We start from the raw sequence: 19,429 nt of genomic DNA, 5'->3' as shown, positions 1-19,429 counted from the left end.
GGAAATCCTGCTGACATGAAATGACGCGACGAGCGATATCATGTCGCCAGCATTGCAGCCAAGATGCGCGTTCCAGGAGAGAGCTATGCCACTGCAAAACCGGGTCGATCCGTTCGGCGCCATTCATGCCGTGCCGGAACGCGGCCTGTTCACCGGCAATCGCGGCATCATCCACGACCCGCAGACCAAGACGCTGCTGAAAAAGCGCTGGGCGCTTCAGGCGTGGATCATCTGCGTCTGCAAGTTTGGCAATGTGCGGCGCGAGCCGATGGGCCGTAATCGGCCGGGTGGCAAGGCCGGCTGGACCGAGCTGTTCTTTCTCGACGAGGTGACGGCGCTGGCCGCCGGGCACCGGCCCTGTTTCTATTGCCGGCGTGAGCGAGCCACGGATTTTGTCGGCCGTTTCGGCAAGGCTTTCGGTGTGACCGAGCCGCGGGCGCCAATGGTCGACAAGCGTCTGCACAAGGAGCGGCTGGCTTCGGGCGGCAAGCCACCGGCGATCAAGGCGGAAGATTTGGCCGGATTGCCGGACGGAGCGATGATCGCGGATGCCGGCACCGCCTATGCGTTGCGCGGCGGCAAGACACTGCGTTGGTCGTTCGCGGGTTACGGTAGTGCGGTAGGGTTTGCGAGCTTTGCCGGTCGACAGGTTCACCTGCTGACACCGGCGACAACCGTTTCGGTGTTGCGGCAGGGCTTTGAACCTGTGTGGCATCCTTCCGCCAAGGCTTGACGCCGGGAACCGCCTCGACCATTCCTCGGCGATGCGCGCCAATTACAAGATGCAGCGGCTGTTCGTGCCGGACGATCTCGCGGTAGGCATCGAATTCGATGCCGGCCAGCAGCAGAGCCATTATTTGATGCATGTGCTGCGACTTGGCGAAGGCGCCGAAATCCTTGTCTTCAACGGCCGCGATGGCGAATGGTCGGCGGCGATCGCCGCCAAGTCGAAGAAAGCGGTGCGGCTGAATGTGCTCAGCCAGCAGCGGCCACAACCGCCGCTGCCCGATCTGATCTACTGCTTCGCGCCGCTGAAGCAGGGGCGGCTCGACTATCTCGTGCAAAAGGCGGTGGAAATGGGCGCCGGCATCCTGCAGCCGGTGATCACCCAGCACACGCAAGTGGCAAAACCCTCCATCGATCGGCTGCGCGCCAATGTCGTCGAGGCGGCCGAGCAATGCGGCATTCTGGCGGTGCCTGAGGTGCGCGATGCGGAAAAATTCGAGCGCCTGCTCTCCGGCTGGGACAAGGAACGGCGGCTGATCTTCTGCGACGAGGACGCCTCGACCAACAATCCGCTGCCGGCATTGCAGGCGATCAGGGAAAAGAAGCTTGGGCTGCTGGTCGGACCGGAAGGCGGCTTTTCCGATGACGAACGCAAGATGTTGCGGGCCCTTCCCTTCGTCACCGCCATCCCGCTCGGCCCACGCATCCTGCGGGCCGACACGGCGGCGGTTGCGGCGCTTGCCGTGATGCAAGCAACGCTCGGAGACTGGTGAGACTTCGCCTATTGCAAGGGACGGGCGAGGCAGTCACATTCAATTCCTGTTGACCTGTGGCTCAGGATTTTTTGCTTGATCGGCTGCTGACATTTCGTCCATCTAGCGCCGGCGGTCTTCCGAGAACCGCAGAGGGGGGCCCATGGCGCGCGATACAACCGATTTCCGGCCGATCGAAGACTTCGACGAGCTGGTCGAGCATCTGGCCGAAGGCAACAAGCCTCGTGACAAGTGGCGCATCGGCACCGAGCACGAGAAGTTCCCGTTCTATGTCGACGGCAACGCGCCGGTTCCCTATGGCGGCGAGCGCGGCATCCGCGCCATCCTCGAAGGCATGCAGCACAAGCTCGGCTGGGATCCTATCATCGATGACGGCCGCATCATCGGCCTGGTCGAGCCGACCGGACAGGGCGCCATCTCGCTGGAGCCGGGTGGCCAGTTCGAACTGTCCGGCGCGCCGCTGGAGACGATCCACCAGACCTGCCGCGAGGGCAATGCGCATCTGGCGCAGGTGCGCGAGATTGCCGAGCCGATGGGCATCCGTTTCCTCGGCCTCGGCGGCAGCCCAAAATGGTCGCTGGCCGAGACGCCGAAAATGCCGAAATCACGCTACGAGATCATGACCCGCTACATGCCCAAAGTCGGCAGCAAGGGTCTCGACATGATGTACCGCACCTGCACCATCCAGGTGAACCTCGACTTCGAGAGCGAAGCCGACATGCGCCGCAAGATGCAGGTGTCGTTGAAGCTGCAGCCGCTGTCGACGGCGCTGTTTGCCAACTCGCCCTTCACCGACAGCCGGCCGAACGGGCTGCAGAGCTGGCGCGGCGATATCTGGCGCGACACCGACAACCAGCGTTCTGGCCTGCTCGAATTCTGCTTCTCGCCCGAGTTCGGCTTTGCCGATTATGTCGAATGGGCGCTCGACGTGCCGATGTATTTCGTCATTCGCGACGGCCACTATCACGACATGACGCACGTCACCTTCCGCCAGTTCATGGCGGGTGCTGCGCGCAATGAAGTGCCCGACGGACTGCCGACGATGGGCGACTGGGCGAACCATCTGTCGACCTTGTTTCCCGATGTGCGGCTGAAGCGCTTCCTTGAAATGCGCGGCGCCGATGGCGGGCCGTGGCGGCGCATCTGCGCGCTGCCGGCCTTCTGGGTCGGACTGCTTTACGATGAGGCCGCTCTCGACGCCGCCGAGGCGCTGACCTCGAGCTGGACCTATGAAGAAACGCTGGCGATGCGCAATGCGGTGCCGGAACAAGGCATTTCGGCGCCCTTCCGCAACACGACGCTGCGCGACATCGCCCGCGACGTGATGGTCATTTCGCGCATGGGCCTGAAGAACCGCGGTAAGAAAAACCGCGACGGCTATGACGAGACCTCGTTCCTCAATACGCTGGACGAAGTCGTGGCGCGCGGCACCACCAGCGCCGAGGAAATGCTGTCGGCCTACCACACGCGTTGGGGCGGTTCGATCGAGCCGGTGTTCATGGAATATGCCTATTAACGGCGCGGCTCGAGCTGCGGCAAAAGCCGCTTCAATCGAGCATTGAAACCAACTAGGCTCTTCTTCGAGGATTTCCCGGAGGAGAAACCGATGCCCACCTTGTTCGACATATTGGCGCAGGCCCAGAACGGCAACGGCATGCAGGCGCTTGCCCAGCAGTACGGGCTTTCGATGCAGCAGACACAGGCTGCGGTCGCCGCATTGCTGCCGGCTTTCTCGCAAGGGCTGCAACGCAACACCGCCGACCCTTACGGGCTCGGCGCTTTCATGACGGCGATGGCAAGCGGCCAGCACGCCAAATATTTCGAGGACGCGACCAGGGCTTTCTCGCCGCAAGGCGTCAATGAGGGCAATGGCATTCTGGGTCACCTGTTCGGCTCCAAAGAGCTGTCGCGTGCCGTGGCGAGCCAGGCGGCGCAGGCGACGGGCATCAGCCAGCACATCCTGCAGCAGATGCTGCCGGCCATCGCCTCGATGGTGATGGGCGGACTGTTCAAGCAGACGACAGACCAGTTGATGGGGGGCCAGATGCAGGCTGCCGGCGGCTTCGGCGGTGGCAGCAATCCGCTCGGCGAAATCATCGAGCAGATGATGCGCCAGGCCGGTGGCGGCGCACAGCAGGCGCCGCAGCCGGCACCCAATCCTTACGGCGAGAACCCGTTGGGCAAAGTGCTGCAGGACATGTTCGGCGGCGGCGCCCGACAGCCACAAAGCCAACCGCAACAAGCGCCCAACCCCTATGGCGACAATCCGCTCGGCAAGGTGCTGCAGGATATGTTCGGTGGCGGCGCGGCACAACAGCCGCAAGGCCGGGCGCAGCAGCCGCAACAAACGCAGAGCCCTTACGGCGACAACCCGCTGGGCAAGATTTTTGAAGAGATGCTGCGGCAAGGCGGTGGCGGCGGCTTGGGTCTGCCCAGTGGCCAGCCAAGCGGGCAGCCGGCGCCACAGCAGCCCCAGGCGAAGCAGCGCCAAGCGCCGCAACCGCAGGCCAATCCAAGCGGCAGGCCACGGAACCCGTTCGACGATATTTTCGGCAAGATGTTCGAGACCGGCGCCCAGCAGCGCGACGAGTATCAGAAGGGCGTGGAAACGATCTTCGACCAGTTCAAGCGGGACATGGACCGGCGGTAGTCAGAGGCTGAGCAAAAAAGAAAAGCCCGGTCCTGGGAGGACCGGGCCAGTGTGCAGGCTGGCCGGCGGGGATCCGGCAGGGAGTGGGGAGCCTGCGATAGTCCTTGGTTGCCGCGAGCCTGAAAAGGTTCACGGAAGCCGAAACAGCGCGCCTGATATCACGCTACCTGGCGGGCAAGATTTTCGATCGTATCGGCACGATCACTGGCGATCGCACGCAGCTTCACGGTCGGATCGGCGCCGAACGGCACATCGATGGCGACATGGAGGTCGGCGCGCGTCAGGCCGATATCGGCGAGTTCGGCGTCCGACATCTCGCCAAGGCGATAGAAGGCGCGGCGATTTTTCCAGGCCTGGTAGGCGTTGAGAAGAACGTTGGCCACGCGCGTCGCAACGGCCGGACGCGAGGTGATGCGCGAGGTCTCGGTGGCGAAATCGATCGTGGTCATGTCAGTCTCCTTCGGAGTCGAGCGGACGAAGCCGGGCAAACAGTGCTTGGGAGAAGCGCCGTTCCGGTCTCGATTCACATGCCTTCATGTGGATGTCAGGGAATTTGCCACGACACGATTGATTAATCCAACGAATGTTTCTAATCTTTAGCATCAACGCTAGTGATGGATTGGACCCGATGAAAGCGCCACTCGATCTCGACCAGTTGCAGACCTTCATCTCGATTGCCGATACCGGCAGCTTCACCCGCGCCGCCGAGGAAGTGCTGCGCACCCAGTCGGCGGTGTCGATGCAGATGCGCCGGCTTGAAGAGCGGATCGGCAAGCCGCTGTTCGAAAAGGACGGCCGCACCAACAGGCTGACCGAGGAAGGTGACAAGCTGCTCTCCTATGCGCGCCGCCTGCTCTATCTCAACCGCGAGACGCTGGCCGCCTTCGACGACCGGCGGCTCGAAGGCACCATCCGCATCGGCACGCCCGACGATTATGCCGACCGTTTCCTGCCCGAGATCATGGCGCGCTTCACGCGCTCCAACCCGCGCGTCGAGCTGACCGTCATCTGCGAGCCGACGCCGGGGCTGGTCGAGCACATCAAGCGCGGCAATCTCGATCTGGCGCTGGTGACGCACAACGACACGCGCGGCCAGTCGGAAGTGGTGCGGCGCGAACCACTTTTGTGGGTAACCTCGGCCAACCATGCCACGCATGAACAGGAAGTGTTGCCAATGGCCTTCGGCCGGCCGAATTGCATCTGGCGGCGCGCCGCCGTCGATGTGCTCGACCGGCAGAACCGCGACTATCGCATCCTGTTCACCAGCTTCTCGGCAACCGTCATCACCGCCGCAGTGCTGTCGGGGCTCGCAATCTCGGTGCTGCCTGAATGCGCGCTGCGGCCCGGCATGCGGGTGCTGCTGGGCGAAGCCGACGGTTTCGGCGTCCTGCCCGACTGCCGCATCGGCATCATGCGCGGCCAGACCTCGCGGCCCGAAATCGTCGATGCGCTGGCGCGCCATATTTCGGAAAGCCTCGACAACATTTCCGTGCCGCTCGGCGAAGAGACGGGAAGCTTCGATTTCGCGGCACTCGCCTTCGCCAAGATGAAGCGGAGCAAACCGAACCAGATCCTGCCGGGCTGGTGAGGCGGATCAGGCCGACGCGGCCTCCTCTGTCGTTGCGTTGGCCGACGACAGGCCGGGCAACGCCAGCAATTGCGCCGGCTCCAGTGGCGACGACAGGAGATAGCCCTGCAGTTGCTGGCAACCCATGGCGACCAGCAGCGTCTTCTGCGCTTCGGTCTCGACGCCCTCGGCGGTGACCTCGACCTTGAGGGCGCCGGCGAGATCGATCAGCGCCTTGACGATGGCGCCCGAATTGCCGTCGCCGTCGAGGAGCCGCACAAAGGAGCGATCGATCTTGAGCTTGTCGATGGCATGGCGGCGCAGATAGCTCAGAGACGAATAGCCGGTGCCGAAATCGTCGAGCACGATGCCGACGCCCGACCGGCGCAGGTTGGCGAGCGTCGTTCTGGTCGCGTCGCTGTTTTCCAAAAGCACGTTTTCGGTGATCTCGAGCTGCAGGCGCTCCGGAGCCAGCCCGGTCTCGGCGAGGATCGAGGCAACCTCTTCGGCAAAGCCGGCGTCACGCAATTGCAGCGGCGACACGTTGACGGCGAGCCAGGGCAATTCGGTGCGGACGGCGAAGCGGCAGGCTTCCAGCAACACCCATTTGCCGAGCTGGCCGATCATGCCGCGTTCTTCGGCGATGGCGATAAACTGCGCCGCCGGCAATGCGCCATGGACGTCGTGTGCCCAGCGGATCAGCGCCTCCGCGCCGACAATGGTCTTGCCGTTGCTGGCAAAGACCGGCTGGTAGGCGAGCTTGATGCCGGTGCCGCCGTTCAGCGCATTGCGCAGCTCGCTCTCGACCTTGCGCTTGCGCAGCAAAAGGTCGTCCATGTCGCCGGCGAAGACCTGGTAACGGCCGCGGCCGTTCCTCTTGGCTTCGTAAAGTGCGATGTCGGCCTTGCGCAGCAGGTCGTCGGCATCGGCATCTGGCCCCGTCGACAAGGCAATGCCGATGCTGGCGCCGACAAAGACCTGGTCGTCTATCAGTTTGAACGGCTCCTGCAATTTTTGCAGCACCCGGTCCGAAATGTCTTCTGCGCTCCTGATGTCGCGGACATCGAGCAGGATCACCGCAAATTCGTCACCACCCAGCCTCGCCACCGTGTCGACGTCGCGAACCGTATGCTGGAGCCTGGCGGCGGTCTGGCGAACGAGCTCGTCGCCGGCCGGATGGCCAAGCGTGTCGTTGACATGCTTGAAACGATCGAGGTCGAGGTAAAGCAGCGCCACCTTGCCGGCATCGGTGCCGGAACTGAGCAAGGCACGCCGCAGCCTGTCCTCGAACAGTGCCCGATTGGGCAGGCCGGTAAGCATGTCGTGGAAGGCGAGATATTGCGCCTGGTCCTGGCTGGTTTGCAGCGCCCATGATGCACGGCGCAGACGCCGGAGCAGGAAGGCGAGCACGCTCGCCGCGAGCAGCGTGGCCAGAGCCAGAGCCGGGCCGGCCTTGCGCACCAGCGTCAGGCCTGGGCGCTCCTGGTCCCAGCCGATATAGCCGAGGATGACGCCGCGCGAATCGAGCAGCGGAATGGCGGCAGAGCCGGTCGGCTGCGACAGCGTCAGCAGATGAGCGCCATCCAGCAGGTATTTTTCAGCAATCTTGGCGATAACCGCATCGTTGAGGAACTCGACCGACACATGCAGATACTCGCTTCCCGGCGCCTGGCTGACGCGATCCGAACTGGGCACCAGGGGCATGATGCTGAGGATTGCAGGCTTGCCACCGAGCGACACCAGATCCTCGGCGATCATCTTCGCCGGCGCCCCGGAAGCATCAGCCTTCGGTGGCTGGCTGATCATGCCGCGCAGTTTTTCGATGGTGGGCTGCATCGCGGGCTCGTCCTCGCCATAGACGGACGGGTCGAGCACCTTGCCCTCCCGCATGGCGTGGACCGGATGGTTTCCGGCGTCGAGTATGTAGACCCGGATGTGACCGTAGTAGGAGTACATCCAGACGCTGAGATTTTCCTCTATCCAGGTCTGATTGCCGGCCTTGGTGTTGATCACGGAATCGTCCCAGACGGTAACGCTTTCCTGCTCGCGCGCGACCGCCGCGATCTGATCCTTCAGTCCATTGGTGAGGAAGATCTTCTGCCGTTCGAGCGAGACATGATCGGCTTGCGCGGTCGCGTATATGCCAAAGCCGACGACCATCGCCAAAGCAAAGGCGGCGAGCATCAGCACGGTCAGCGTGACCTGGTGCGTCAACGGGCTGCTGTTCGGGCGTGCGCTCATGCGTCCTTGGCCATTTGAGTGACCTACACTCAAAGCAAATCGGGCTTAAGATCGCGTTATTGTATTGGCGACGATTGAGCGCCGCCTTGACGCAGGCCGATAACCGCTCCCCAATCGAACCATGAGCGACGCAGAATCCGAATCACGCACAAACGCCACCGAATATACGGTGAGCGAGATTTCCGGCGCGCTTAAGCGCACGGTCGAAGATGTCTTCGGCCATGTGCGGGTGCGCGGCGAAATCTCCGGCTATCGCGGGCCGCACTCTTCCGGCCATGCCTATTTCACGTTGAAGGACGACCGCGCGCGGCTCGATGCGGTGGTCTGGAAAGGCACGATGAGCCGGCTGAAATTCCGCCCCGAAGAGGGGATGGAGGTGATCGCCACCGGCAAGCTCACCACCTATCCCGGCAAATCCAACTACCAGATCGTCATCGATAATCTCGAGCCGGCCGGCGCCGGTGCGCTGATGGCGCTTTTGGAAGAGCGCAAGCGACGGCTGCAGGCTGAAGGGTTGTTCGACGCCGGTCGCAAGCGGCGACTGCCGTTCATGCCGTGCACCATCGGCGTCGTCACCTCCCCTACCGGATCGGTCATCCGCGACATCATTCACCGCATCAAGGACCGCTTTCCACTGCATGTGCTGGTCTGGCCGGTGAGAGTCCAGGGCGAGACGGCAGGCGCGGAAGTGACGGCCGCCGTCAACGGCTTCAACGCGCTGGCCTGGGATGGCGCCATTGCCCAGCCCGACCTTCTAATCGTGGCGCGCGGCGGCGGCAGCCTAGAAGACCTCTGGGGGTTCAACGACGAAGGTCTGGCGCGTGCGGTTGCCGCCTCGCGCATTCCGGTGATTTCGGCCGTCGGCCACGAGACCGACTGGACGCTGATCGATCTCGTCGCCGATATGCGGGCGCCAACGCCGACGGGCGCAGCGGAGATCGCGGTGCCGGTGAAGGCGGATCTCGAAGCGACGCTCGCCAGTTTTGGCGCACGGCTCAAGGCGGCGGTCTTGCGCAATTTCGAACGCAAACGGCAGGCCTCGCGCGCGGCCGCCCGCGCGCTCCCCTCGCCCGACCAGTTGCTGGCGCTGCCGCGCCGGCGCCTGGACGAGGCGACCAGCCGGCTCGGCCGGGCGCTGTCGGTCAGCATCGAGCGCAAGCGGACCAAGCTTCAGGGACAGCGGCTGACGCCGGCCACCCTGTCGCGACGCATCAACGAGGCACGCACGCTGACCGGACGCGACCTGGCGCGGGCGCAAGCAGCATTTTTCGGCATCGTGCGCGAACGGCGCACCCGGTTTTCGCGCACAGCAAAGCGGCTGTCGCCGGCGCCGATCGCCAGGCGGCAGAAATTGCAGGCGGACGCGCTGGCAGCACTGACGCGCCGCCAGGATCATGCGGTTTCGCGACGGCTCGACCGGCTGCGCGGACAATTGACCCAGGCTGACCGGCTGCTGGCGACGCTGTCGCACAAGGCGGTGCTGGCGCGTGGCTTCGCGCTGGTCAAGGACGCTGAAGGCGCAGTGATCAAGCTAGCGGCGGATGTCGAGCCGGGCGCATCGCTGCAAATCGAGTTCGCCGACGGCACCACGAATGCGGTTGCGACCGGCGGCACGGGGCAGCCGGAGGCAGTTGCCAAGCCCGCTGCGGCTCCACTCTCCGCCAAGCCTACCTCCCCGAAGCCCGCCAGCAAGCCAACAGAACCAGGCAATCAGGGCTCGCTTTTCTAGAGCGCTTCACCGTTTCACGGAAACGGTGAAGCGCTCTATCTCTTTGTCTTGACGCACTTTCCAAGGGAAAGTGCTGCGCACTTTCTCCGGGAAAACCGCTCGCACTTTTCCTGGAATTGCTCTGGAGGACGGCATGGCCGGACACGACCCGCATCTTCAAACGCCGACCGGCAAGCCGCGCGCCCGTGCGTTCGGCATTGCCTTTGAAGGCACGCCAGGCCGCTTTAATGCCATTACCGACGTGCCCGGTGTGAGCGTCGGCTATGCGACGCTGATCTCAGGCGATGGTCCGCTCGATGTCGGCACAGGACCGGTGCGCACCGGCGTCACCGCCATCCTGCCGCGACCGTTAGCGGAGCTCGCCACGCCGGTGTTTGCCGGCGTGTTCAGCCAGAACGGCAATGGCGAGCTTACGGGCTCGCATATCATCGAGGAGGTCGGCGCCTTCAACCTGCCGGTCACCATCACCAACACGCATTCCTGCGGCGTCACCCGCGACGGCACGCTGCGCTGGATGCAACGCGTGCTGCCGGCGGCACTCGACAGTGGTTGGGGGCTGCCGGTGGCGGCGGAAACCTATGACGGCTTCCTCAACGACATCAACGGCCATCATGTCGGCTTCGAACATGTCGAAGCCGCGCTCGACGGTGCCACCGGCGGAACCATCGAGGAAGGCAGCGTCGGCGGCGGCACCGGCATGATCGCCTTCGGCTTCAAGGCCGGCTCGGGCACGGCGTCGCGCATCGTCGAATGGCAGGGCATCAGGCATACGGTCGGTGTGTTCGTGCAGGCGAATTTCGGCAAGCGGCACAATTTCACGCTGCGCGGCGCGCGCGTCGGACCTGATCTGGTGGAACCGGCGATGCGCGAAGGCACGCCGCGCGCCGAGAAGGGTTCGATCATCGCCATCGTCGCCACCGATGCGCCCTTCCTGCCGCATCAGATGAAGCGGTTGGCAAGGCGTGTGCCGCTCGGCATCGCCATGACCGGCGGCTTCGGCTACCACAGTTCGGGCGACATTTTCCTCGCCTTCACCACCGCCAACCCGCAAGCAGCACTTGCTCCATCAGGACAGACGGCCAGCGCCGCTTACATCCCGGATGTCGATATCGACCCGTTCTTCGATGCGGTGGTGCAGGGTGTGGAAGAGGCGATCCTCAATGCGATGGTCGCCAATGAGGATATGAGCGGGCGCGACGGCAATTTCGTGCCGGCGCTGCCGAAGGCCTGGCTGAAAAATCGGTTTGGATAGATGGGGGCCCGGCTCTGGCGGCCGGGCCTGACATTTATTCGGCGGGCTTGCCCGAATTTGCGTTGCTCTGGTCGGCCTCGGCCGCCTCTTCGAGCCGCGAGGCGATCAGCTCCTGGATGTCGCCGACTTCTTCCTGGATATCCTCCAGCGGGATGCCGACCTCGGCCGCCTTGGCGGCGCATTCCTTGGCCAGGGTCTCGGCCTGCTTCTCGATCTTCACCGGCGAGTGCTGGCAGTGGACCTTTTCACCAATCCACCCGCGCAAAAACTCGATCGCATGTTCACTCATACTGCTTTTCCCTGGCGGCTATGCCGGTTGGTAATCGTAAACGTCCGCACCCGGCAAAGGATGCATGCCCGCATTCGAACCGAGTCGGCTTCGCCCGGCAAGCCGATCTTGCCCGAGGTCCACAAAGCCGAAGGAAGGGAAGGGTTCAAGGAGCACGTACTGATTGTTTGATAGAGTGGTACCGTTGGCTGGGATCAATCTAGACCGTATGCTACTGTTTTTACTATCTTTTTCCTGGTGGCGATAGCCGATTTGTATCACAATAGGTATCACAACTTGTAGCACACCTGCTGCTGCTTCGTGGCACGCAACCAAAGGTACGTGGTCGAAGCCGCCGGTATATAGTGACATCATTATGCGATGTCGACTCTATCAGCTATCCTGCTTCTTTCCGCCGCGCTGTGTCAAACGTCCCCGTCGTCCGGAACTGAGATTCGGTAGGCTTGAAAGTCGGGTCAATGGCGTTGATTTTACAGACTTTTTCTTAGAACAAAGTCAGACATCTTTCTCTACTGACCAGGCTCGTGACGGAGCAGTTTCGCTTGTCACACCCGCCAGTCTGAGAGTGGCTTCGCTACGCGCAGTTTGATTTAGCGCAAGTCCATGGATGTCAGTTGCAAGCAGAATGTAAGTCGGGGTGCTGAGAGGGTGTGCAAGCATCCTGAAGGAGATTTCATGGAATGGGGAGTCGTTTTGCAGAACACGGAACCTCGCTTCTACTGTGAGCGGGAGCCAAACGGAAAGTGGGCCGTCTGGGACAGGGTCGCTGATAAACCCGCAAGCTTGGGAGGTCGCGACATTGTAGGTTGCGCTATTCAACGAGCCAGGGCTGCGGAAGCCGTGCTGGAACGCATTTATTCTAATGGATTAGATGCTAAGGGGAACAGGAGTCCGAAGAAGGACTCGCAATGCGAGCGCTGCAGGCGTTCAAACTATGGCCACCGCCAGAAGCACATGTATGCAGCGCTTGCGTACGACAGGACTTTGTCGCTAATTTAGTAGTGCGGGCTTAAGGGATGTCGACGCATCAGCGGCTGATTCGGCTGCAACGGGATGATGAAGTCAATTGCAATGCTGGATCGCAATGCATGATCTCGCTTCGGGGACTTAGTCGTTTTCGGAATGGCACCCCGCATGAGAACTAATAGGCCGTCGCGCATGGCTCGACTCAAGTCTCAATGTGGGAGCGGCATTTGCGGAATCGCAGTTTTTGCGATGCTGACATTTCCAACACTCGCTGCGGATGCGACGCCGCATTCCATTTGGGAGTGGGGCAATTTGACCGGCGACTGGTCCGGTGCACGAACAGCGCTCACCGATCGTGGGATCACGCTTACACTGGACTACGCAAGCGAAATGATAGTGAATTTGCGAGGCGGACTCGAGCGTCAAACGACTTACGAAGGCCGTCTGGAAGCTTCGGCGGACTTCGATTTCGACAAGCTTACGCACTGGCGAGGCGGGTCAGCGCATGTGACGGTCTATCAGATCCACGATGTGAACCAAAGGAACGCGGCTGACAGCGTTGGAAGCCTTGGAGACCCTAGCAACATCGATGCGTTGCCCACCACACGTCTTTTTACGGCCTGGGTTCAGCAGGAGTTTCCCAATAAAAACTTGTTTCGGATAGGCCAATTGTCAGCCGATGAAGACTTTTCGGTAATGAAGTCAGCAGGCAACTTGCTGAATGGAGCTTTTGGCTGGCCGGTTCTAAACGGGGCAGATATGACGAGCGGCGGCCCCGCATATCCGCTCGCCACCCCAGGCGCCCTGGCGGTGTTCTATTTGCAGCCGGATGTCGTTCTTCGTGCCGGGGTATTCAGTGGGAATCCAGCTGGGAACGATTGCCAGGACGACCCGCAGGTTTGTAACCGGCATGGAACCACATTCAGCACTAGCGGCGGTGTGCTGCTGATGGGGGAACTAGGCTACGAGATCAACCAGGAAGACGGGGCCGGTGGTCCCGCCATCGCCCTTAAGATCGGCGGTTGGTACCATACGGGCACATTTGCAGACCAGCGGTTCGGCCGCGACGGTGTCGGCAACGTTGTATCGTTGGCAAATCCCAGCGTGGTTGAACCTCTTACGCACCGAGGCGATTGGGCGTTATATGGCCTGGTGGACAATACGTTTTTCACTTCTAGTCAGATGAGTGTCAGTGCGTTCCTGCGGGGGCAGGTGGCACCTTCCGACCGCAACCGTGTATCATGGGGGGTGGATGCCGGTATCGCTATCGAGGGTCTCTTCGAAAATCGGAAGGACGACACACTGACCATGGCTGTAAGTCATTCTCGCATTAGCGCCAGGGCGGCCGGCCTGGATAGGGATACATCCGCTGGTTCAGCCGGCTATCCGATTAGGGATGCCGAGACGGTTTTTGAACTGAATTACTTCGTCGCGGTCTCGCCTTGGTGGTCAATTCAACCCGACATTCAGTATGTTGTTCATCCCGGCGGAAATGTTCCTGATAAAACGGGAAAGCAAGCTGTCAACGATGCGTTCCTGGTAGGCGTGCGCAGCTCGATCAGCTTTTAGCATCAGGGAGCGGGCCTAAACCATCATGCGAGGCGCTGCGTGTAGCTTAAACCGGGCTCCCGTCGCGTTCCGCGGGTACACCCAGCCCGCGCGGGATCTCGATCTGCGATCCTGTATTTGGATCGGAGATAGGCTTACTGTTTACGCCGTCGCTGCCTGAGGTTGTGTCGGCCGCCGTGTCGCCGGCACAAGTAAGGCAAGGGTAAACGCCAAGATCATGGCACAAGCCAGCATGGCCCACGCCTCATTAATGGCTTGGGTGAGCGCCGCCTTTTGGATAAGCGGCTGCACGATGGCTTCGACGGCGGGGTCGATATGCTTTGAAACGGGGCCAGTCACGAATCCGGGTGGCAGACCGATGAGCGTCGCAATCTTGCTGTCGCCTGCCAGGAGATCCTTGCCAAGGTTTTTCGCAATCGTTGGAGATCGTCCCCAAATGACCGTGTCGATCAACGCCAGGCCGATGGCCCCGCCAAGATTGCGCATGAGATTGAATAAGGCGCTGGCGTCAGGGAGATTTTCTGGTGAAATGTCACCAAGCGCCAGCCGGGTAGGAGGCAACAGGCATAGCATGATGGCGGATCCACGGATGACCTGTGGCCAAAACATGCCATCGGAGTCTGTCCCGGTCGTAGAGAAAGCACTCATCGCCAGGCCCGAGCCAAAAACCGCGAACCCAAACATGGATAGAACTTTCGCGGAGGTGCGCGCCTCTAACCAGACGGCGACAGGCGATGTCGCCATTTGCGTGATGCCAGTGACGAGCATGATGAGCCCGATGGTCAGCGAGCCGTGATCGCGTACGAAAGACAGAAAGACGGGCATCAGATAAACCGAGCCGTATAGTCCCATGCCAAAGATGAAGCTCAGTGCGCAGCCGAGGGCAAAGCTCCGCTCGCGGAAGAGGTGCAGGTTCAGGACTGGCGATCGCTGTCTTAGCACGCGGGCTCCCAGGGTAACGCCTGCTCCCAGACTGAGGACCAGCAGGAGCGGGGTAGGTCCTTGGAGCCAGCCGAGGGTAGGCGCCTCCTTCAGCCCGATCTCCAAAGAGGCCAGGCAGGTCGCCATAAGAGCCAGACCCAGGACATCCAGAGTGCGTAGCAGCGATCGGTCTAAGTTTTTTTTCGCCAGCATCGTCATGCCCAACGCACAGGCGATGATGCCGGGAGTCACATTGACCAGAAACAGCCAATGCCAAGAGGTCGTCTGTGTAATCCAACCGCCAGCTACCGGGCCGACGCTCGGTGCGAGGACCGCCAGCATTCCAGCGATCATTGTCGCAATCCCCTGGAGATGTATGGGGAACAGTAGGAAAACAGCGGAGAATACGAGCGGGATAAGCATTCCGCCGGAAAAGCCCTGCAATATCCGCCAGGCGATCAGGGTCTCGAATCCGTGGCTTGCCGCACAGCCGATCGAGGCAACTGTAAAGACGCCGACGCCCGCCGAAAACAGGATACGCACCCCCAAGGCGCGTGTCAGAAATCCGGTCAGCGGGATCGCTATCACCTCGCTGATTAGATAGGCGGTCTGCACCCAACTCATCCGATCGTCGCCGATGCCAAGAGCTGAGCGGATTGCTGGCAGCGCAGTCGCGACAATCTGCACGTCCAGCACAGCCATGAACATGCCGAGGCACATCGCAGCAAAGCCTACCCATGTTGCGAATTGGACCCGGACCGGTTCGTTGTCGGTCATAATGCGCGACCGACTGGCCTCGGACGCGCAATGCCAAGAGCAATGTTCTCAGCCGGGATGCGCACAAACAGGATAGCCGCATTCAAAGCGGAAAATATCAGGGCATACCAGCCTAGATGGAAAGCCATCGGCAGCAGTGCAATCTCGGCGACGACCACCAAATAGTTGGGATGCGAAGTCACCGCGTACGGTCCGCGCACAACCAGAGGCGAGTTCGGCAATATGATGATACGTGTCGTCCAGCGTCGTCCCAACGTCGCCAGGATCCAAATCCGAAGGGGTTGGACGGCGAGATAGGCGAGCAGGAACCCCACGTCGACGGAACGGCCCGGCGCCAGCCACCACAATCCGCCGAGCCAACTTGCGTGAAGTATAACCAGGAACGGGTAATGAGCGGGCGCCGCTTCCCACGCGCCTTTGTCGAGAAGCCTCTTTGTGTTGTGATGGGACAGCATCAGCTCTCCAAGCCGTTGGAGAGTTACCAATGCAAGGACCAGAACCGCTTCCATCGTCATGTCGCCCGCACGAGAGACACACATGATGCGCTGAAGCCCGGTCCCATGGCCAAAAGAGCGGTCCGCGTCGGCAGTCCCTCGGCAATTGCCCTCGCCAGAACGAACAGGACGGTTGGTGCCGACATGTTTCCGAAGTCGCTTAGCACCGTTCTCTCGTGATCAAGCGATCCTTGGTTTAATTCCAGCGAGCGCTCAATTGCAGTTACCACCTTCGCCCCTCCAGGATGGCAGATGAAGCGTCCGATGTCGGCCGTGCCGAGCCCTATGCGTGCCAAGACACCTTCCACCGCCGGGCCCAGGTTGGTCGTGGCGAAAGCCGGCAGGTTCGGTGCAAGCAGGACGCCAAATCCCACGGGATCCATGTTCCATCCCATGATGCCGAGAGTATCCGCCCACAGATGTTCGCCTGCGCCGTCGATCATTGCGATGCCTGCCTGACCAGAGCGCAGGACACACGCTGCGGCGCCGTCACCGAAGAGCGCCGTGGAAATCACGTTGGTCTTGTCAACAAGGTCCGAACGAAAGGCCAGCGAGCACAGCTCGAGAGACACCATGAGGACTGTCGACCCGGGCCGAGCCGCAGCCATGCGCGAAGCAATGGCCAGGCCGCTCACGCCGCCGGCACAACCAAGGCCGAATACCGGAACGCGTTCGATATCGGACCGGAATCCCATCTGTCGATGCACGACCGCGTCCAGGCTCGGTGTCGCGATCCCCGTGGAAGAAATGAAGACAACGACATCCACGTCATTTGCCACGTCATTTGCCACGCATCCTGCGGCGTCGAGCGCCTTGTTTGCAGCCTCGACGAACAAACGGCTACCTTCCTCCATGTACACAGCGGTGCGCTCAGGCCAACCCCGCGGTTCGAGATACCAGGCAACTGGGCGCGCGACGTGCCGCTTACGTATGCCAGTGTTAGCGAAGACGCTCGCCATACTCGGTGAGCGCTCGAAAAGATCCGTGAAAAGGAGTTGCGCCATCGCGGCTACTTCCTCCTGCCCGACTACATACAGTGGAAGCGCCGTGGCCAACGAAAGCAGGCCGACGAGGTGGCTTGCGCCGGAGGCGCCAGCCGAAATATCAACGTCGTTCTGCAAGGGTGCGGTGAAGTCAATCCTGTTAAGCATGGTACCATAACGACCCCAGTCTCAACTGCAGCGCTGGACGTCGTCCTCAATCCGGGTTTCATCACTCCAGCGAAGCCCGGGCATATCTTCGTTATGCTCGATAGATATCTTTCGGCCTTCACAGAAGATCAATAAATAGCCAAATCGAAATATAATTATACGCTATACCTTGGTTTTAATTGCCAGCTAACTGTTCAACTAATATATACCTTTGTATGGATTGGCCTTGCGATTGCCGTGGTGGCATATCTGCGCCTGCGCTTTGCCTAGCGCCCACCGGGCCAAGTCCCGGGCCACGGTGGCCATCGACGGCGCTTCCCATGTCGTCATGATATCCCATCCAAAACAGGTGGCTTCACTGATCAGGGACGCGGGCAGCGCAAAATAGCAGATGGCCGATGGCGGGGAGCGAGCCGGCCGTCCCGTCGGCCCGAGCTGCCCCGACGTCCATCCAGCATCAGTCGAACGCGGGCGGTCCTAGGGCATGCGGTAAAGTTATGAACAAGGATCTTGACGGCCGCCCGCTACGCCAGGGGCAGTCTGGTCTCCCACCAACCGCGGCGAAGCTGCTGAGGCCGTGGTCCGTTGCGGCGACCGGGTGTGCCTTCGAACGCGATAACCAGAACCAGGCCGATTTTCTCGCCGCCCGGTTCGCCGAGGTCGATCCCGCGCTGGTGAGGAACCTGCACATCGTGCGGTCGTGCATGGTGCTGGCCGGTCATCACGACCTGTTCAAGGCCGGCAAGATCGAGCTCTGTGCGGATCATATCTGGTAGCTTGCCTACCTCATCAATCTGACCCCGCATGTCGCGCTCACCGTGGCACCCTGTGCGGATCGCGAGGGCAATCTCTAGATTGGTCCAACGCCGAGGATCCGCTTGTCGTTATCGAGGCGACCGCGTCAAGCAAGGGATGCTTGCGCAGCAACGAGTGGGTCAACAAGATGCCGCGCATCGACGTGCCGGGCGACCGGTCGACTTCGTGACGGCACGTCGAACTTCTAGGTCGAGCCGCTGTCCACCCGCGACGCGGCGCAGATCACTACGACGCAAGATCCTCACCGCCATGCTGGCGCGTCGATCGCCTTCGACCTCGTGGCGCGCCGCGCAGCGTCCATGGACTCGACGTCGCCATCGTTAACGATCCGCTGCACGTCCTCGCCGGTGAGTGCGCGGCGGTTTCCGGGCCGGCACCCGACCTGACCGCGGTCGACAAGGCATACCAAGGAATGTCTGACCTAAATCAAGCGCTTAGTCTGGTTGCCCTGCGTAGAATGTCGCGGCGAAGTGCCGTCGGCTATCCAGTCCTGGTGACGACGCACGGGAGACGTGCCTGACCCGGAAGGACAGCGATCATGAATGACAGCCTCTCGCCGCTCGAAATCGCGCGGGCAATGGTGGATCTCGGCGCCGCCAAGGCCGCTCACAGCGTTCCTGATCTCTTGATCCGCGGCATGCTTTCCGGCGCGCTCCTCGCCTTCGCGACATGTCTGGCCTTGGAGGGTGCGCTTCAGACAAATGTCGGGCTTGTCGGTGCTCTCATCTTCCCGGTGGGGTTTGCCATCATCATCATCCTTGGCCTCGAACTCCTGACCGGGAATTTTGGACTGGTACCACTGGCCGTCCTGGCTCACCGCACGACGGTCGGCCGGATGTTGGCCAACTGGTTCTGGGTTTTTGTCGGCAACATGCTCGGCTCGCTAGCCTTCGCCGGGCTGTTCTATGTCGTCCTGACCGATGTCGGCAATGTCGGGGCGGGTGCGCTCGGAGATCATCTGCGCGCGCTCGCCGAAGCAAAGACGATCGCCTATGAGCCATATGGATATGATGGACTGGTGACCGGTTTCGTCAAGGCAATGCTCTGCAACTGGATGGTCTGCCTCGGCGTCATCATGGGAACGAGTTCGAAGTCCGCCGTCGGCAGGATCGTCGGATGCTGGTTGCCAATATTCGCCTTCTTCGCACTCGGCTTCGAGCACTGCGTCGTCAACATGTTCGTCATTCCCATGGGGATGATGCTCGGGGCCAAGATCAGCTTCGCAGACTGGTGGTACTGGAACCAGATACCCGTGACCCTGGGCAACATTGCCGGCGGGTTCCTGTTCACGGGGCTTCCTCTCTATTGGACCTATCTGAGGGGCGGCGCAGAAGGCATGCCCGCCCCCGCGGCGAGGATGTCATTCGGCCCGGCCGAGTGATCGGGCCGGCCCTCTCGCGAACACATCTCCTTCCTCAACATCGAGCCGCCCACATTGCATCGCGAAAGAATGTAGTCGTTTCGAAAAGAAGCCTTCTGTCGGCTCCGCCATGGTGGCGCCGGCGGCA

General features: G+C 61.6%; 16 protein-coding genes. 10 read left to right on the top strand and 6 right to left on the bottom strand.

The genetic code is table 11. The features are described from left to right. Positions 1-85: 85 nt before the first annotated feature. The 4 genes from AC1D1N_RS23875 to AC1D1N_RS23860 all read left to right on the top strand — a co-directional run bounded on the left by AC1D1N_RS23875 (position 86) and on the right by AC1D1N_RS23860 (position 4,149). Positions 86-733 (top strand): hypothetical protein, encoded by a 648-nt coding sequence (locus tag AC1D1N_RS23875; protein WP_436258369.1) that lies wholly within the window; start codon positions 86-88, stop codon positions 731-733. Between the two features lie 31 nt (positions 734-764). Next, positions 765-1,499 carry a 16S rRNA (uracil(1498)-N(3))-methyltransferase gene (locus tag AC1D1N_RS23870; protein ID WP_477351439.1) on the top strand — a complete coding sequence of 245 codons (735 nt, stop codon included), beginning with the start codon at positions 765-767 and terminating at the stop codon, positions 1,497-1,499. 142 nt (positions 1,500-1,641) lie between these two features. Continuing rightward, positions 1,642-3,015: a glutamate--cysteine ligase gene (locus AC1D1N_RS23865; RefSeq protein WP_477351437.1), complete on the top strand. Its 1,374-nt coding sequence runs from the start codon at positions 1,642-1,644 to the stop codon at positions 3,013-3,015. 90 nt (positions 3,016-3,105) lie between these two features. Beyond that, complete coding sequence (locus tag AC1D1N_RS23860; RefSeq protein ID WP_436258368.1) at positions 3,106-4,149, top strand: DUF937 domain-containing protein; 1,044 nt, start codon at positions 3,106-3,108, stop codon at positions 4,147-4,149. A gap of 158 nt (positions 4,150-4,307) precedes the next feature. On the opposite strand, the gene AC1D1N_RS23855 is transcribed toward AC1D1N_RS23860, so the two are convergent. After that, positions 4,308-4,598 carry a DUF1127 domain-containing protein gene (locus AC1D1N_RS23855; protein ID WP_436258367.1) on the bottom strand — a complete coding sequence of 97 codons (291 nt, stop codon included), beginning with the start codon at positions 4,596-4,598 and terminating at the stop codon, positions 4,308-4,310. 179 nt (positions 4,599-4,777) lie between these two features. Here AC1D1N_RS23855 and AC1D1N_RS23850 point away from each other — a divergent pair, with 179 nt between their 5' ends. Beyond that, a complete protein-coding gene (locus tag AC1D1N_RS23850; protein ID WP_477351435.1) occupies positions 4,778-5,737 on the top strand; it encodes a LysR substrate-binding domain-containing protein in 960 nt (319 codons plus the stop codon). Between the two features lie 6 nt (positions 5,738-5,743). On the opposite strand, the gene AC1D1N_RS23845 is transcribed toward AC1D1N_RS23850, so the two are convergent. Continuing rightward, positions 5,744-7,957, bottom strand: coding sequence for a bifunctional diguanylate cyclase/phosphodiesterase (locus tag AC1D1N_RS23845; RefSeq protein ID WP_477351433.1), 2,214 nt, complete (start codon positions 7,955-7,957; stop codon positions 5,744-5,746). A gap of 121 nt (positions 7,958-8,078) precedes the next feature. Between AC1D1N_RS23845 and xseA the strand changes: the two genes are divergently transcribed. Both xseA and AC1D1N_RS23835 read left to right on the top strand, forming a co-directional pair. Further along, positions 8,079-9,686: an exodeoxyribonuclease VII large subunit gene (xseA, locus tag AC1D1N_RS23840; RefSeq protein ID WP_477351431.1), complete on the top strand. Its 1,608-nt coding sequence runs from the start codon at positions 8,079-8,081 to the stop codon at positions 9,684-9,686. Positions 9,687-9,819: 133 nt separating this feature from the next. After that, positions 9,820-10,938 carry a DmpA family aminopeptidase gene (locus AC1D1N_RS23835; protein ID WP_436258364.1) on the top strand — a complete coding sequence of 373 codons (1,119 nt, stop codon included), beginning with the start codon at positions 9,820-9,822 and terminating at the stop codon, positions 10,936-10,938. Positions 10,939-10,972: 34 nt separating this feature from the next. Here the strand turns inward: AC1D1N_RS23835 and AC1D1N_RS23830 are convergent, their stop codons facing one another. Continuing rightward, positions 10,973-11,227 (bottom strand): DUF768 domain-containing protein, encoded by a 255-nt coding sequence (locus AC1D1N_RS23830; RefSeq protein ID WP_192248174.1) that lies wholly within the window; start codon positions 11,225-11,227, stop codon positions 10,973-10,975. 1,158 nt (positions 11,228-12,385) lie between these two features. Between AC1D1N_RS23830 and AC1D1N_RS23825 the strand changes: the two genes are divergently transcribed. After that, positions 12,386-13,762 carry a carbohydrate porin gene (locus tag AC1D1N_RS23825; RefSeq protein ID WP_477351429.1) on the top strand — a complete coding sequence of 459 codons (1,377 nt, stop codon included), beginning with the start codon at positions 12,386-12,388 and terminating at the stop codon, positions 13,760-13,762. A 141-nt stretch (positions 13,763-13,903) separates the two neighbouring features. On the opposite strand, the gene AC1D1N_RS23820 is transcribed toward AC1D1N_RS23825, so the two are convergent. From AC1D1N_RS23820 to AC1D1N_RS23810, 3 genes are read right to left on the bottom strand one after another with little or no spacing between them, the layout of a single operon-like run. Then, positions 13,904-15,460: a DHA2 family efflux MFS transporter permease subunit gene (locus AC1D1N_RS23820; RefSeq protein ID WP_477351427.1), complete on the bottom strand. Its 1,557-nt coding sequence runs from the start codon at positions 15,458-15,460 to the stop codon at positions 13,904-13,906. After that, positions 15,457-15,975 (bottom strand): isoprenylcysteine carboxyl methyltransferase family protein, encoded by a 519-nt coding sequence (locus AC1D1N_RS23815; RefSeq protein WP_436258361.1) that lies wholly within the window; start codon positions 15,973-15,975, stop codon positions 15,457-15,459. Before AC1D1N_RS23815 ends, AC1D1N_RS23820 begins: the two co-directional genes overlap by 4 nt. Beyond that, positions 15,972-17,105 carry a type III polyketide synthase gene (locus AC1D1N_RS23810; protein WP_477351425.1) on the bottom strand — a complete coding sequence of 378 codons (1,134 nt, stop codon included), beginning with the start codon at positions 17,103-17,105 and terminating at the stop codon, positions 15,972-15,974. Before AC1D1N_RS23810 ends, AC1D1N_RS23815 begins: the two co-directional genes overlap by 4 nt. A gap of 497 nt (positions 17,106-17,602) precedes the next feature. Between AC1D1N_RS23810 and AC1D1N_RS23805 the strand changes: the two genes are divergently transcribed. Next, positions 17,603-17,881: a malonate decarboxylase subunit alpha gene (locus AC1D1N_RS23805; protein ID WP_436258359.1), complete on the top strand. Its 279-nt coding sequence runs from the start codon at positions 17,603-17,605 to the stop codon at positions 17,879-17,881. A gap of 578 nt (positions 17,882-18,459) precedes the next feature. Next, positions 18,460-19,302 (top strand): formate/nitrite transporter family protein, encoded by an 843-nt coding sequence (locus AC1D1N_RS23800; RefSeq protein ID WP_477351422.1) that lies wholly within the window; start codon positions 18,460-18,462, stop codon positions 19,300-19,302. Positions 19,303-19,429 lie beyond the last annotated feature (127 nt).

Source organism: Mesorhizobium sp. P2_B5 (assembly GCF_056404775.1).
This window is presented reverse-complemented; position numbering and strand designations above follow the sequence as displayed.